The sequence below is a fragment of the Streptosporangium sp. NPDC048886 genome (assembly GCF_055586905.1).
The window spans coordinates 196,428-210,802 of the sequence record NZ_JBVJHH010000011.1 but is presented as its reverse complement, the minus strand read 5'-3'; the positions used below and the strand labels follow the sequence as shown (position 1 = coordinate 210,802).

Here is a 14,375-nt window from a genome sequence, read left to right as displayed (position 1 = left end):
CGTGGCTTACGTCGGACCAAAGGACGCGGCGCCGATCCTGCTGGAGGGCCTGCAGCGCCTTGAGTACCGGGGCTACGACTCGGCCGGCGTGGTGGTCTCCAACAAGGGTCTGAAGATGCGCAAGGTCAAGGGCCGGGTGGCCGACCTGGCGGCGGCCGTGCCGGCGCGGTTCAAGGGCACCCTGGGCATCGGGCACACCCGCTGGGCCACCCACGGCGCGCCCAGCGACGTCAACGCCCACCCCCACCTGTCCACCGACGAGCGCGTCGCGGTGGTGCACAACGGCATCATCGAGAACGCCGACGAGCTGCGGGCCAAGCTGGAGGCCGACGGTGTGGTCTTCCTGTCCGAGACCGACACCGAGGTGCTGGCGCACCTGATCGCCCGGACCGTCGGGGAGACCGACTCGCTGGAGGAGGCGGTCCGGCTGGCGCTCAAGCGGATCGTCGGCACCTACGGCATCGCGGTGATCGACGCCCAGCGGCCCGGCGAGGTGGTGGTGGCCCGCAACGGCAGCCCGATCGTGCTGGGCATCGGCGAGAAGGAGATGTTCGCCGCCTCCGACGTGGCCGCGCTGGTCCGCTACACCCGCCAGGTGGTCCACCTGGAGGACGGGGAGCTGGCGGTGCTGAAGGCCGACGGCTTCCACACCTTCGCCAGTGACGCGCGCGAGACGGCCAAGGAGCCGCTGACCGTCGACTGGGAGGCCGGGCACTACGACACCGGCGGCTACGAGCACTACCTGCTCAAGGAGATCTCCGAGCAGCCCGACACCGTGGCCCGGACGCTGCGCGGACGGCTGGACGACCGCTTCCACATCGCCCACCTGGGCGGCCTCAACATGGACGCGCGCGAGACCCGGTCGTTCCGCCGGGTGAAGATCATCGGCTGTGGCTCCGCCTACTACTCGGGCCAGATCGGCGCCCAGCTCATCGAGGAGCTGGCGCGGATCCCGGCCGACGCCGAGCCGGCCAGCGAGTTCCGCTACCGCAGCCCGGTCGTGGAGCCCGACACCCTGTATGTGGCGATCAGCCAGTCGGGGGAGACCTACGACACCCTCGCCGCCGTCCAGGAGCTCAAGCGCAAGGGCGGCCGGGTGCTCGGCATCGTCAACACCGTCGGCAGCGCCATCGCCCGCGAGTGTGACGGCGGCGTCTACCTGCACGCCGGCCCCGAGGTCTCGGTGGCCAGCACCAAGGCGTTCACCTCGACCGCGGTGGCCTTCGCGCTGCTGGCGCTCCACCTGGGCCGGGTGCGCGACCTGTCCCCGGCCGACGGCCGCCGCATCTGCGAGGGCCTGCGCCGGCTGCCCGGCCAGATCAAGGAGATCCTCGCGCTGGAGCCGCAGATCAAGGAGCTGGCGCGCAAGTACGCCGACTCGCCGAGCATGATGTTCGTCGGCCGGGTCCGGGGCTACCCGGTGGCCCGCGAGGGCGCGCAGAAGCTCAAGGAGATCTCCTACGTGCACGCCGAGGCCTACCCGGCCAGCGAGCTCAAGCACGGGCCGCTGGCCCTGATCGGCCCGGAGATGCCGACCGTGGCGATCGTCCCCGACGACGAGCTGCTGGACAAGAACCTCACCACGCTCGGCGAGATCCGCGCGCGCGGCGGCCGGGTGCTCATGGTCGGTCACCGTACGGCCGACCCCAAGCTGGCCGACGACTGCGTCGTGGTGCCCAGGAACGAGACGGAGCTGGACCCGATCCTGCTGTCGATCCCGCTCCAGCTCCTGGCCTACCACGCGGCCGTGGCGCTGGAGCGGGATGTGGACAAGCCTCGCAACCTGGCCAAGAGCGTCACGGTGGAGTGAACCCCCTCGGAACTGCCTGATGGCAGTAAGGCCCCCCAATGTGTGACACAAAGTGACGTGTCTGTAACCTGAAGTATTGGGGGGTCTGGAGGGAAGGGGCGCTTATGTACCGTAGGCGGTTCTTCGCGCTCGCCCTGGGGGTCATGGTCGCCGGCGGCTGCGGCAGGGCGGCGGACCGCCGCCTGCCGCTGGCGGGACGGCTGACCGTCATCGCGCCCGCCGCCCGCGGGCAGGGCTGGGACCGGGCCGCCCGCGCGCTGGCCGCGGTACTGACCGACGACGGGCTGGCGCGGAAGGTCGAGGTGGGCAACTATCCGGGCAGCCTGGGCGCCGCCGCGCTGGGGGCCTTCGCCGCCGCCCACGACCCGTTCGCGCACGAGGGCAGGCTGCTGCTCACCGGGATGCCGATGGTGGCCGGGGCGGAGATCGCCAACACCGCCTCCGTGGTGGAGTCCACCACCCCCCTGGCCCGCCTGGTCGGCGACTGGGCGGCCCTGGTCGTCCCGGAGAACTCCCGCCTGCGCACCTTCGAGGACCTCGCCGCGGTGCTCCGCCGCGACCCGGCCGGGCTGACGGTGGGCGGCCGGATGGAGGGCGGCTCCGACCACGTGCTCTACGGCATGATCGGCAAGTGCCTGGGGGTGGACACCCGGCTGCTGGACTACGCCGGCTACTCCAGCGGGGCCGAGGGCGTGCACGCCCTCCACGACGGCAGGGTGGCCGCGCTGCTGGGCTCCGCCCGCTCCTTCGTGCCCGAGATCGCCGAGGGCCGGCTGCGGCCGCTGGTGGTCTCCTCCGCCGAGCGGATCGACGGGATCGACGCCCCGACGCTGATGGAGCTGGACGTCCGGCTGGAGTACACCGACTGGTGCGGCGTGCTCGGCCCCCGCGGCATGAGCTCCGACGACAGGGACGTGGCCGTCGCCCTGTGCGACCGCGTCGACGCCTCGTCCCGCTGGCGGGCGATCTGCGCGGCCAACGGCTGGAACCGGGTCTATCTGAGCGGGGACGACTTCCGCCAGTGGCTCGTCACGGAGACGCGCCGGACCCGGGAAGTGCTCGACGAGCTCGGACTGCTGAGCACCATCGGCACAAGCTGTTGGGGTAGTTGCGTCCGGCAGCACTACATGTAGGATCCTGCTCGTTGCTGGTTCGCCCCTCTGGGGTGAGGCAAGAGGGAACCCGGTGAGATTCCGGGACTGCCCCGCAGCGGTGAACGGGAACGAAAGCCGTCATGGAGCACTGGGCGCACCTGCCCGGGAAGCGACGGCCGGTAGGCATGTGCCAGACGCCCGTGAGTCCGAAGACCTGCCGGCGACGTGTGGAGAGGGAGCCGAGCCGGGCACCGAGGGACGCGTGGAGCGGCCCGGAGCGTGCCGGGTGAGGCGGACCCGACCACGGAGATCGTTCAGGGCCTCGAGGGAGGGCCCACGCGATGAGGCGGTCCGGCGTGCCCGGGGCCGTTCTCTGGCGCGTGCGCCCTTCCGGCGAGAGCCGTACGGGGAATTCGAGCGCGCGAGGGGTAGCACGTGACACAGACCTTGGTCGACGTCGCCAAGGAGACCGGCAACGGCCCGGTCGACCGCCGGCTGGCCATCGAGGAGGCCGCCGCCCGGGTGATCGCCGACCCGGAGAACTCCAAGATCGCCGCCGGGCTGCTGGCGGAGCTGATCGCCGAGGAGGCCGCCGGGCACAGCGTCCGGACCTTCTCCGAGTCCGTCGCCGCGACCCACGCGGCCGGGCTGATCCAGGACGGGCTGGCCGCCTTCGTGGCCTCCAACGCCGTGGCGCTGGACGCGCTGGTGGACGGGGCGGCCGACGGCCGGTTCGAATACTTCGGGCTGCGCACGGTCTACGACCGCTACCTGCTGCGCCACCCGCAGACCCGCAAGGTCCTGGAGCGCCCGCAGCACTTCTTCCTCCGGGTGGCCTGCGGCCTGTCGGAGACGGTGGAGGAGGCCGCCGAGCTCTACGCGCTCATGTCCACCCTGTCCTACCTGCCGAGCTCGCCCACCCTGTTCAACTCCGGCTCGCGCAGGCCCCAGCTGTCGTCCTGCTTCCTGCTCGACTCGCCCCGGGACGAGCTGGAGGCGATCTACGAGCGCTACGGGCAGGTCGCGCGGCTGTCGAAGTACGCCGGCGGGATCGGCATCTCCTGGACCCGGGTCCGTTCGCGGGGCTCGCTGATCCGGGGCACCAACGGCCACTCCAACGGCATCGTGCCGTGGCTGCGCACGCTGGACTCCAGCGTCGCCGCGGTCAACCAGGGCGGCCGCCGCAAGGGCGCGGCCTGCGTCTACCTGGAGACCTGGCACGCCGACATCGAGGAGTTCCTCGAACTGCGCGACAACACCGGCGAGGAGGCCCGCCGCACGCACAACCTGAACCTGGCCAACTGGATCCCCGACGAGTTCATGCGCCGGGTCGAGGCCGACGGTGTGTGGTCGCTGTTCGACCCCAAGGAGGTCCCGCACCTCACCGACCTGTACGGCGCCGCCTTCGACGAGGCCTACCGGGCCGCCGAGGCCGAGGGCCGCTCCGTCAAGCAGATCCCGGCCCGCTCCCTGTACGGCCGGATGATGCGCACCCTCGCCCAGACCGGCAACGGCTGGATGACCTTCAAGGACGCCGCCAACCGGACCTCCAACCAGACGGCCCGCCCCGAGAACGTCATCCACCTGTCGAACCTCTGCACCGAGATCCTGGAGGTCACCAACGACGCCGAGACGGCCGTCTGCAACCTGGGCTCGATCAACCTCGCCGCCCACCTGGACGGCCAGGACGTCGACTGGCCACGGCTGCGCCGGACCGTCCGCACCGCCGTGCGGTTCCTGGACCGGACCATCGACCTGGGCTTCTACCCGACCCCGGAGGCCGAGGCGGCCAACCGGAAGTGGCGGCCGATCGGTCTGGGCGTGATGGGCCTGGCGGATGTGTTCTTCGCGCTGCGGCTGCCGTTCGACTCCCCGCAGGCGCTGGAGCTGTCCACCCGCATCTCCGAGGAGATCGCGCTGGCCGCCTACGGCACCTCCGCGGACCTGGCCGTCGAGCGGGGCCGCCACCCCTCCTACGACGAGACCAGGGCCGCCGGCGGCGTGCTCCACCCCGACCACTACGGGGCCGGCGGCTCGCCGGAGTGGACGCGCCTCAGGGAGCGGATCGCCGAGACCGGCCTCCGCAACTCGTTGATGATCGCGATCGCGCCCACGGCCACCATCGCCTCCATCGCCGGCTGCTACGAGTGCATCGAGCCCCAGGTCTCCAACGTCTTCAAGCGCGAGACCCTGTCGGGAGAGTTCCTCCAGGTCAACCGCTATCTGGTCCGTGACCTGCAGGCCCGGGGCCGGTGGACCCCGCAGATCCGGGACGCGATCAAGCGGGCCGACGGCTCCGTCCAGGACGTCCCCGGCATGCCCGAAGACCTCAAGGCGCTCTACCGGACCGCCTGGGAGCTGCCGCAGAAGGCGCTGATCGACCTGGCCGCGGCGCGCACGCCGTACATCGACCAGTCGCAGTCGCTGAACCTGTTCATGGCCACGCCGACCATCGGCAAGCTCTCCTCGATGTACGCCTACGCGTGGAAGTCCGGCCTCAAGACCACCTACTACCTGCGCTCCCGGCCGGCGACCCGGATCGCGCAGACCACCGTGGCCCAGGTCGCGCCCGACCCGGAGGCCGTCGCGTGCTCGCTGGAGAACCCCGAGTACTGCGAAGCCTGCCAGTAGCCACCTCCCCGAAAGGCACTTGCTGATGCTGCTCGACCCTGGCATGGACCTCACCCTGCGGCCCATGCGCTACCCGGAGTTCTACGAGCGCTACCGGGCCGCGATCCGCAACACCTGGACCGTCGAGGAGGTGGACCTCAACTCCGACCTGGCGGACCTGGCGAAGATGACGCCGGAGGAGCGCCACCTGATCAACCGCCTCGTCGCGTTCTTCGCCACCGGCGACTCGATCGTGGCCAACAACCTGGTGCTCAACCTCTACCAGCACGTCAACGCGCCCGAGGCGCGCCTGTATCTCAGCAGGCAGCTCTTCGAGGAGGCGGTGCACGTCCAGTTCTACCTGACCCTGCTGGACACCTACCTGCCCGACCACGACGAGCGGGTCAAGGCCTTCGCCGCGGTCGAGCACATCCCCTCGATCCGGGACAAGGCCGAGTTCTGCTTCCGGTGGATCGACTCGCTCGGCGGGCTCAACAGACTGGAGTCGCAGGACGACCGGCGGGCGTTCCTGCTCAATCTGATCTGCTTCGCCGCGTGCATCGAGGGGCTGTTCTTCTACGGCGCCTTCGCCTACGTCTACTGGTTCCGCTCCAGGGGCCTGCTGAGCGGCCTGGCCACCGGGACGAACTGGGTCTTCCGCGACGAGTCCATGCACATGGAGTTCGCCTTCAGCGTGGTGGACACCGTGCGGGCCGAGGAGCCGGAGCTGTTCGACGACAAGCTCGGCGCGCAGGTCACCCAGATGATCGAGGAGGCGGTGGAGGCCGAGCTCGCCTTCGCGGCCGACCTGTGCGGCGACGGTCTGTCCGGGATGGGCGTGGACCAGATGCGGCAGTACCTGGAGTACGTGGCCGACCAGCGCCTGGTCCGGCTCCGGCTCCCCGTCCGGTACGGCACCGCCAACCCGTTCGCGTTCATGGAGTTGCAGGACGTGCAGGAGTTGGCCAACTTCTTCGAACGGCGTGTCTCTGCCTATCAGGTAGCCGTTGAGGGGAATGTGACTTTCGACGAGGCGTTCTGATTACACGATGGATCCCCGGGCACGCCGTCTGGTAACGGACGACAAGGGGGGACGCCGTCAGTGTCCAGATGGATCATCCTGCTCGGTTCCATGCTGGCCGCCGCCGCGTGTGTGGAGATGGTGCGGCGGGCACTGAGATGGAGGTTGATCGGGGAGAAGTGGGTTCTCGCCGCTCCGCTCGTGCGCCGCTGCACCTGGCCCGGGTTCGCCACGGCGGTCGTGGTGACCGCCAACACGCTCTACCGGCCGAGCATGGCCGAGGGGCAGGTCGGCGGAGTGATCGACCAGCTGCTCAGCCTGGCCATGATCGGATGCGTCACCTGGCTGGTCATCCAGGCCGCCTACGCGGTCACCGACGTGGTCCTGGAGCGCCTGGTCGTCGTCCAGGGCGAGCGCAACCGGCGGGCCCGCCGGATCCGCACCCAGATCACCCTGGTCCGCCGGGTGGCCACGGCGGTGGTGGTCGTGCTGGCGATGGGCGCGATGCTCTTCACCTTCCCGCAGGTGCGCGCGCTCGGCGCCGGACTGCTGGCCTCGGCCGGCATCGCCGGCGTGGTCGTCGGCGTCGCGGCCCAGTCCACCCTGGGCAACCTGCTCGCCGGGCTGCAACTGGCCTTCAGCGACGCGCTCCGGCTGGACGACGTCGTCGTGGTCGAGGACGAGTGGGGCCGGATCGAGGAGCTCACCCTCACCTACGTGGTGCTGCGTCTGTGGGACGAGCGCAGGCTGGTGCTGCCGGTCTCCTACTTCACGACCAACCCGTTCGAGAACTGGACCCGGCACGGCAGCCGGGTGATCGGCGCGGTGATCCTCCGTCTGGACTGGTCGGTCCCGGTGGAGGAGCTGCGCGCCGAGCTCTACCGCGCCCTGCGCGAGCACCCGCTCTGGGACCAGAAGGACTGGGTCCTCCAGGTCGTCGACACCCTCCCCGGCGGGCTGCTGGAGCTGCGCGCCCTGATGAGCGCCGCCGACTCGCCCAGCGCCTGGGACCTCAAGTGCGACATCCGCGAGCACATGGTGAAGTTCGTCCGGGAGAAATACCCCGAGTCGATGCCCCGCTTCCGGGTGGTGGAGCAGCGCGAGCCGCTGTCCGGACTCGGGCTGGGGGAGCACTGAGGCCGTACATCCCCAGCCGGGAGTGGAAGACCGTCGCCTGAGGGGTCCGCTGGTAACGCCGCGGGAAACAGCGGATACGCGGGTCAGCGGCCCGTCGTCCAGGTGGTGTTCGAAGGCCCTCCGAGGGCTCCGACCCGCGTATCCGTCGGAAATCTCACCCGTACCGCCGGGACTCCTTGTCCTCGGCAGAGGTCTGCTCCGCGATCGGGCCGGCAGGCGCGGCCGCGGAGCGCGGGGCGGTGAGGGATTGCGGGTCCGAGGTCGGCCTGGGATCGAAGGTCGTCTCCGGCGCGGGGGTCGCGGTGGGTCGAGGGGTGGGGCAGGTGTTCGGGGTGGGTGTGGGTGAGGGGACGGGCGTCGGGGCGGGTGAGGGGCACGCGGTGGGGGTCGCGGTGGGTCGAGGGGTGGGGCAGGTGTTCGGGGTGGGGGTGGGTGAGGGGACGGGCGTCGGGGCGGGTGAGGGGCACGCGGTGGGGGTCGCGGTGGGTCGAGGGGTGGGGGTCGGGCACGCGCTCGGGGTTGGCGAAGGGACGGGCGTCGGAACGGGTGAGGGGCACACGGTCGGGACCGCCTGCGCGGGACCGGCCAAGCCCAATGGGCCGACCAGGACGGTCAGGGCCGCGGTCAGCGCGAGCACCACCGCAGACCAAGTGATCTTCTTGGTGTTCATGGCCCTCGATTCTGATGGGCCGCGACAGGCCTGGCGTCACCCGCGCGGGTAAGCGGCCGTGATCTACGTGATGACACGGCGCGGCCGGCACGCCGTCCGGAACGGTCGTATTCACCTGACAGTGCGCAACATCTCCGAGGCTCCGCGCGTCAAAGTGGCTATGAACTCACGTACCGGACGCATGAGCAGCCTGAGGGCCCGCCGATTCCGAGCCTGGGTGAGCACCGCCGCCCTCGCCACCTCACTGGCGACGGTCCAGGGCGCAGGCGTCGCCGACGCGGCCGCCGCGGACAGTACGGCGGCACGGGCCACCGCCACCGCGGGGAAGACCGGTCAGGCCGCCGGCCGGTTGGACCGGGTCGACTGGGCGGCCGTGGTGGAGCCGGCGCTGAACTGTCCTGAGCCGGGGCCGGATGCCACCTGGTACGTCGTGCGCGCCCGCGTCGCGGCCGTCGGCGACCTCACCCGTGACCGGCGGCGCGAGACCGTCGTCGTGTCGTCGTGCCCGAGCCCGACGTCGAGCAATCCCCTGACCGCCTTCGTCTACGACGGGGCCTCCGGCCGCTCGGCCCCCCATCTGCTCGGGAGGCTCGGCGGGAACCGCTACTTCAAGTCCCTGACGGTCACGATCGGCGGCGGGCGGGTGCACCTGCGCGGCAGGGCGGTCAGCCGCCAGGCCCCTAACTGCTGCCCGGATCTGATCGTCAGCCAGACCTACGCGTGGAACGGCACGAAGTTCCGCAGGACAGCCGAGAAGGTGACCCGCATCTCCTGAGCCCTCGTCCCCGCGTCTCGCCGGCGCGGGGACGCGGAATCCTCGCCCTGCGGCGCGGTCGACCACCGCCGCGAGGTGTTCGCCGCTGCCGCGCGGCGTGTCGAGGAGGGCGCCGAGCGGGAACGGCTCCCGGATGCGTCCGCACCCCGCCGGTGAAGAGGCGGCCGACCGGCTCGGGCCTGGCCGGGACGCCAGGGGGCCCGGACCCGGACCCAAGCCCGGGTCCGGATCCGGTGACGCTAGGAGGGATTGGCCGGGCGTAGCACCCGGGCGGCCCCGGCGATCAGGGCGGTGGCCAGGATCCAGCCGGAGGCGACCAGGGTCCAGGCCAGCCACTGGGTCCAGCCGACCGGCTCCCACGCCGCCCGCTGCTCGAAGACGCTCACCGGGACGAGCAGGTCCAGTGTGTAGACGAACGGCTGGAAGCTGCGCACCTCGTCCGGGTCGATCTGCGCCGGGGGCACGGCGGCGAAGACCGCGGTGCCCGTGGTCAGCAGGACCGCCACCCAGAACCCGGCCAGCCAGGGGCGGTAGCCGTAGCCGACGACGAGGTCGAGCAGCCGGCCCCAGATCTTCCCGGTGGGCCTGAGCGTGCGGCGGCGGCGGCGCTGCTTGGCCAGCAGCACCCGGCGGGCGTCGGGCTCGTGGCCGATCCGCCGGAACCAGGTGGCGAGCTGCTCGTACGGCTGCGGCTTGTAGCCGTCCGGGTCCCGCCCGAGCCAGTCGAGCCGTTGGGCCACCGTCCAGTGACCCCGCAGCGACTCGTAGGTCAGCCCGGTGAGCTGGACCCGGTCCGGATAGGCGGCGGGGTTGTCGAGCAGGACGCCGAGCCGGGAGTAGCCGAGGTTGACCTCCCCCTCGATGGAGGCCGGGTTCAAGATCAGCTCCTCCACCTGGGCGTGGCTCAGGTGGAGCACCCGGTCGGGGGCCTCCAGCGTGGCCCCGTCGAAGGAGAGCACGCCGTTGACGCGCGCGCCGCGCAGCCGGATGGTGCCCGTCGCGGTGAACCCCGCGCTGAACTCCGCCGCCCCGGCCTCCATGAAGTCGGCGTGCACGGCGTGCGGGCCGGTCGCGGTGACGACCGACCGCTGCAGGTAGATCCCGCCGTTGAACTTCGCGCCGATGAACCTGAGCCCGCCGGTGACGCGCATGTCACGCAGGAACGCCCCGCCCTCCACGGTCAGTCCGCCGGCCCACACCGCCCACTGGCTCTGGTCGTGGCCCCGCTCCAGCATCTCCGCCTCGGTGAACGGCCGCCGGGTGTCCTCCAGCCGGCTCTCGCTCGCCCTGGACTGCTCGCCGGGGGCGTGCAGACGCGATCTGGAGAGCCGGAACTGGCCCGTCACGTGCGCGTTGTCCAGCCGGATCCCGCTGTGGACCGTGGAGCCGTCGAACTCCAGCAGGCCGTTGACCGTGCACCTGGCGGCCCGGACCCGCTCCAGCTCGCACCCCCGGAACCGCACCCCCGTGGTGGTGGCGTCGGTGAGGGAGACGACCTCGGGGAGGTAGCAGTTGAGCATGTGGAGCTTACCGGTGAGGGTGGCGTCGGACAGGTCGAGCACTCCGGTCACACGGGCGCCCGCCAGCCGCAGGCCGGCGGTCCTGCCCGGCTCGGGCTCGCGCGCGCCGAGCAGGAGCGCGGCGACGACCTCCGCCCGGACCGTCCGCTCCGGCCCCCACTCCTGGCCGCCGGCCGGATCGTCGGCCTCCTTGTCCCCGGTCCGCAGGTCCACCCAGGTGCCCGCCGGGTAGGCCTCCCAGACCCGCCGCTCGGCGGGGCTCAGCCGGCCGAACGGCCGCGTCAGTCGCATCGGAGCCCTCTCATGATCCGCGCTCCCAGCGGCGCCCGCCGCCCCCGCCGGGTCGGGCGCGGCCACGGGGCGGACGGCGGGTGGGAACGGTCACGGCGGGGATGGGTGGCTGCGAACATCCGGCCTCTCTGGCTTGGGGGGTGATCTGCCCGCACGGTCCGGGTGATGTCCCGGGAGAATCTATCTCGTGCAGATCTCTGATGGTTTCGAGCTGTCCGTCGACCGCCACGTCGCCACGTTGCGGATCAACCGCCCCGGCAAGCGCAACGCGATGAGCGCGGCCATGTGGCGGGCGCTGCCCGGCCTGCTCGCGCCGCTGGCGGGCGATCCCGGGGTGCGCGTCCTGGTGCTGACCGGCGCGGGCGGGACCTTCTGCTCCGGGGCGGACATCTCCGAGATCGCCGGGCTCTCCGACGCCGGTGACGACACGGGGCTGACCGTCGCCGCGGAGCGGGCGCTCGCGACGTTCCCCAAGCCGGTGATCGCGATGATCGAGGGCTTCTGCGTCGGCGGCGGCTGCCAGCTCGCCCTCGCCTGCGACCTGCGCCTGGCCGCCGCCGACGCCCGCTTCGGCATCACCCCGGCCAAGCTCGGCATCGTCTACCCGCTGAGCTCCACCCGCCGCCTGGTCGACCTCGTCGGCCCGTCGGCCGCCAAGCTCCTGCTCTACTCCGCCGACCTCGTCGACGCCGGCCGGGCACTGCGCACCGGTCTGGTGGACGAGGTGCACGCCTCCGCCGAGCTGTCCGGGCGCGTGTACGGCCTGGCCCGCACCCTGGCCGGGCGCTCCCAGCTCACCCTGGCCGCCACCAAGGAGATCGTGGACGGCCGGGCCGACGAGGCGCGCGTGCGCCGGTGGCAGAAGGAGTCGCGCGAGGAGGTCGCCGAAGGTGTCGCCGCCTTCCTGGAGCGCCGCCCGCCCCGGTTCACCTGGTCCCCCTGACCGCCGGGGCGCCGTCTCACCGGGGGGACATGACCTCGTAGAGGTTGCCGGTCTCGTCGACGAAGAACAGGCCGCGGGGGCAGAGCGGGTGGTCGATCCGGCCGTCGGCGGGGTCGGCGGGGCTGCTGCCGTACGGCACGCCGCGCTCCTGGAGACGGGCGAGGATCCCGTCGAAGGTGGCGGGGTCGACGTCGAAGGCCAGGTGGTGCCCCTCGGGGTCGTCGACGGTCAGGTAGTCGAGGGTGAGGGAGGGGTTGACCCGGACGGGCGCGAAGTGACCGCGCGAGCCGGCGGGCGGCAGGCACTCCAGCCCCATGACCTCGGCGAAGAACCGCGCGGCCCGCTCGTTGTCGACGGCGGGGACGATGGTGTGGTTCAGGGTGACGGGCATGGTGCTCCTCTCAGTTCAGGGCGCCGTGCACGAACACGGTCACGAGATCGTCGTTGCTCACCTGGGGACCGCCCAGCGGGCGCCGGGCGCTGGACGTCAGCAGGTGGAGGAAGATCGTCGCCAGGCGCTCCGGGGGGAGGCGCAGCGCGTCGCGCTCGGGCTCGAACAGCTCGGTCAGCGCCTCGTGGGTCCGGCGCATCGACTCCTCGCGGTCCAGCGGATGCGCCGGGGCCCGCGGGTCCGGGGACGCGCTCTCGCCCGCCTGACCGGCCGTGGCCCCTTCACCCGCCTGGCCGGCCGTACGGCCGGCGGGGGTCTCCGGGACAGGCCCGGCGGGGGCGCCCGCGGGAGGCGGGGTGCGACGGTCGCGGGAACGGCGGTGGCCCGAGGCGTGCAGGGCGCCGAGGACGGTGCCGATCCGCGCCGTGTGCGCCTGCAGGGCGTCGGCGGCCTCGGTCAGGCGGGCGGCCAGCGGCTGGTCCAGCGGGATCTCGGCGAGCTGGTCCAGTGCGTGGTCGGGGCGGAGCGCCTCGACCACGCAGGCGTCCAGCAGCGTGTCCTTGTCGGTGAACGCCCGGAAGATCGTGGCCTCGCCGATCCCGGCGGCCCGCGCGATCTGGCTGGTGGTGACGGCGCCGCCGTACTCGGCGACGAGGGGGAGCGCGGCCCGTACGATCATGTGGCGCCGGCGCTCCAGGCTCATTCCCGGCGCGCGCCGCCGGGTGGGTGGGGTCTCCATGCGCCCATCATGCGGAGTGAGTGCTCACTCCGTCAATTGATTACGCGGACGTCCATGACGGCGGAGGGTGCGCGCCGGCCGTCGGCGGGAGACCTCCCCGCCCGGTGGCTCCACCGGGCGGGGGCGAGGCTCACCGCTCGACGATCTCGTTCTTGCCGATGACCACGATGCCGTTGCGGGTCACCGCGAAACGGCTGCGGTCGTACTCGAGGTCGAAGCCGATCCGGGCGCCGTCCGGAATGATCACGTTCTTGTCGATGATGGCCTTGCGGACGATGGCGCCCCGGCCCACCTTCACGTTGCCCATCAGCACCGAGTCCTCGACCACGGAGTGGGAGTGCATCACCACGCCCGGGGAGAGGATGGAGCGCTCGGCCAGGCCGCCGGAGACGATCACGCCGGCGGAGACCAGCGAGTCGACCGCCCGGCCGATCCGGTCGCCCTCGTTGTGCACGAACTTCGCCGGCGGGAGCGGGTCGTGGCCGGTGTAGATCGGCCACTGGCTGTTGTAGAGGTTGAAGACCGGGTGCGCCGAGATGAGGTCCATGTGGGCCTCGTAGTAGGCGTCCAGGGTCCCGACGTCCCGCCAGTAGCCCCGGTCCCGCTCGGTGGAGCCCGGCACGATGTTGTCGGCGAAGTCGTAGACCTCGGCGCTGCCCGCCTTCACCATCATCGGGATGATGTTGCCGCCCAGGTCGTGCTTGCTGGTGGGGTCGAGCGCGTCCTCCCGGAGCGCGTCGAGCATCGCCTGGGTCTTGAAGACGTAGTTGCCCATCGAGGCGTACACCTGGTCGGGGGCGTCCGGCAGGCCCACCGCGTTCTTGGGCTTCTCGCGGAAGGCGACGATCCGCCGTCCCGCGGGGTCGGTCTCGATCACCCCGAACTGGTCGGCCAGCGACAGCGGCTGCCGGATCGCCGCCACGGTCACATCGGCGCCGGACTCGACGTGCTGCTCCACCATCTGCCGGGGGTCCATCCGGTAGATGTGGTCGGCGCCGAACACGATGACGTGGTCGGGCATCTCGTCGTAGATCAGGTTCAGGTTCTGGAACAGGGCGTCGGCCGACCCGGAGAACCAGTGCGGCCCCAGCCGTTGCTGGGCGGGGACCGGCGTGACGTAGTTGCCCAGCATCGCCGACAGCCGCCAGGTTCGGGAGATGTGCCGGTCGAGGCTGTGGTTCTTGTACTGTGTCAGCACGACGATCTGCAGATAGTGACCGTTGGCCAGGTTCGACAGCACGAAGTCGACGAGCCGGTATATCCCCCCGAACGGCACCGCGGGCTTGGCCCGGTCAGCCGTCAGCGGCATCAGTCGCTTGCCTTCACCGCCGGCGAGCACGATCGCGAGGACTCTCATACCAGGACCTTAACCTG

General features: G+C 71.6%; 11 protein-coding genes and 1 riboswitch. Of the genes, 7 read left to right on the top strand and 4 right to left on the bottom strand.

Going from position 1 to position 14,375, the window contains the following annotated elements; genetic code table 11:
- The first annotated feature begins 1 nt into the window (after position 1).
- From glmS to ACZ6R6_RS16125, 6 genes are all read left to right on the top strand, one after another.
- Positions 2–1,810 (top strand): glutamine--fructose-6-phosphate transaminase (isomerizing), encoded by a 1,809-nt coding sequence (gene glmS, locus ACZ6R6_RS16150; protein WP_470093962.1) that lies wholly within the window; start codon positions 2–4, stop codon positions 1,808–1,810.
- 104 nt (positions 1,811–1,914) lie between these two features.
- Positions 1,915–2,943, top strand: a complete 1,029-nt coding sequence (locus tag ACZ6R6_RS16145; RefSeq protein ID WP_470093960.1) for a Bug family tripartite tricarboxylate transporter substrate binding protein — start codon at positions 1,915–1,917, stop codon at positions 2,941–2,943.
- Positions 2,942–3,140, top strand: a riboswitch (cobalamin riboswitch). It overlaps the preceding gene by 2 nt.
- 199 nt (positions 3,141–3,339) lie before the next feature.
- Positions 3,340–5,535, top strand: coding sequence for a ribonucleoside-diphosphate reductase subunit alpha (locus ACZ6R6_RS16140; RefSeq protein ID WP_470093958.1), 2,196 nt, complete (start codon positions 3,340–3,342; stop codon positions 5,533–5,535).
- A gap of 25 nt (positions 5,536–5,560) precedes the next feature.
- The gene (locus ACZ6R6_RS16135) at positions 5,561–6,556 is read left to right on the top strand and encodes a ribonucleotide-diphosphate reductase subunit beta (RefSeq protein WP_470093956.1); all 996 of its coding nucleotides are present in this window, start codon (positions 5,561–5,563) and stop codon (positions 6,554–6,556) included.
- Positions 6,557–6,616: 60 nt separating this feature from the next.
- Positions 6,617–7,672 (top strand): mechanosensitive ion channel family protein, encoded by a 1,056-nt coding sequence (locus tag ACZ6R6_RS16130; protein ID WP_470093955.1) that lies wholly within the window; start codon positions 6,617–6,619, stop codon positions 7,670–7,672.
- Positions 7,673–8,523: 851 nt separating this feature from the next.
- The gene (locus ACZ6R6_RS16125) at positions 8,524–9,117 is read left to right on the top strand and encodes a hypothetical protein (protein ID WP_470093953.1); all 594 of its coding nucleotides are present in this window, start codon (positions 8,524–8,526) and stop codon (positions 9,115–9,117) included.
- A 239-nt stretch (positions 9,118–9,356) separates the two neighbouring features.
- Here ACZ6R6_RS16125 and ACZ6R6_RS16120 read toward each other — a convergent pair whose 3' ends face one another.
- Positions 9,357–10,928: a pentapeptide repeat-containing protein gene (locus ACZ6R6_RS16120; protein WP_470093952.1), complete on the bottom strand. Its 1,572-nt coding sequence runs from the start codon at positions 10,926–10,928 to the stop codon at positions 9,357–9,359.
- A gap of 187 nt (positions 10,929–11,115) precedes the next feature.
- On the opposite strand from ACZ6R6_RS16120, the gene ACZ6R6_RS16115 reads away from it, so the two are divergent.
- Entirely contained in the window at positions 11,116–11,871 is a 756-nt protein-coding gene (locus tag ACZ6R6_RS16115; protein WP_470093951.1) for an enoyl-CoA hydratase/isomerase family protein, read from the top strand.
- Positions 11,872–11,887: 16 nt separating this feature from the next.
- On the opposite strand, the gene ACZ6R6_RS16110 is transcribed toward ACZ6R6_RS16115, so the two are convergent.
- From ACZ6R6_RS16110 to glgC, 3 genes are all read right to left on the bottom strand, one after another.
- Positions 11,888–12,262, bottom strand: coding sequence for a VOC family protein (locus ACZ6R6_RS16110; protein ID WP_470093950.1), 375 nt, complete (start codon positions 12,260–12,262; stop codon positions 11,888–11,890).
- 10 nt (positions 12,263–12,272) lie between these two features.
- Positions 12,273–13,001 carry a TetR/AcrR family transcriptional regulator gene (locus ACZ6R6_RS16105; protein WP_470093949.1) on the bottom strand — a complete coding sequence of 243 codons (729 nt, stop codon included), beginning with the start codon at positions 12,999–13,001 and terminating at the stop codon, positions 12,273–12,275.
- 130 nt (positions 13,002–13,131) lie between these two features.
- A complete protein-coding gene (gene glgC / locus ACZ6R6_RS16100; protein ID WP_470093947.1) occupies positions 13,132–14,358 on the bottom strand; it encodes a glucose-1-phosphate adenylyltransferase in 1,227 nt (408 codons plus the stop codon).
- Positions 14,359–14,375: the final 17 nt, after the last annotated feature.

Excerpts from the sequence above, each read along its gene's own strand:
- ACZ6R6_RS16135 (WP_470093956.1), top strand. The coding sequence starts at position 5,561 with ATGCTGCTCGACCCTGGCATGGACCTCACCCTGCGGCCCATGCGCTAC.
- ACZ6R6_RS16125 (WP_470093953.1), top strand. The coding sequence starts at position 8,524 with ATGAGCAGCCTGAGGGCCCGCCGATTCCGAGCCTGGGTGAGCACCGCC.
- ACZ6R6_RS16105 (WP_470093949.1), bottom strand. The coding sequence starts at position 13,001 with ATGGAGACCCCACCCACCCGGCGGCGCGCGCCGGGAATGAGCCTGGAG.
- ACZ6R6_RS16110 (WP_470093950.1), bottom strand. The coding sequence starts at position 12,262 with ATGCCCGTCACCCTGAACCACACCATCGTCCCCGCCGTCGACAACGAG.
- ACZ6R6_RS16145 (WP_470093960.1), top strand. The coding sequence starts at position 1,915 with ATGTACCGTAGGCGGTTCTTCGCGCTCGCCCTGGGGGTCATGGTCGCC.
- ACZ6R6_RS16120 (WP_470093952.1), bottom strand. The coding sequence starts at position 10,928 with ATGCGACTGACGCGGCCGTTCGGCCGGCTGAGCCCCGCCGAGCGGCGG.
- glgC (WP_470093947.1), bottom strand. The coding sequence starts at position 14,358 with ATGAGAGTCCTCGCGATCGTGCTCGCCGGCGGTGAAGGCAAGCGACTG.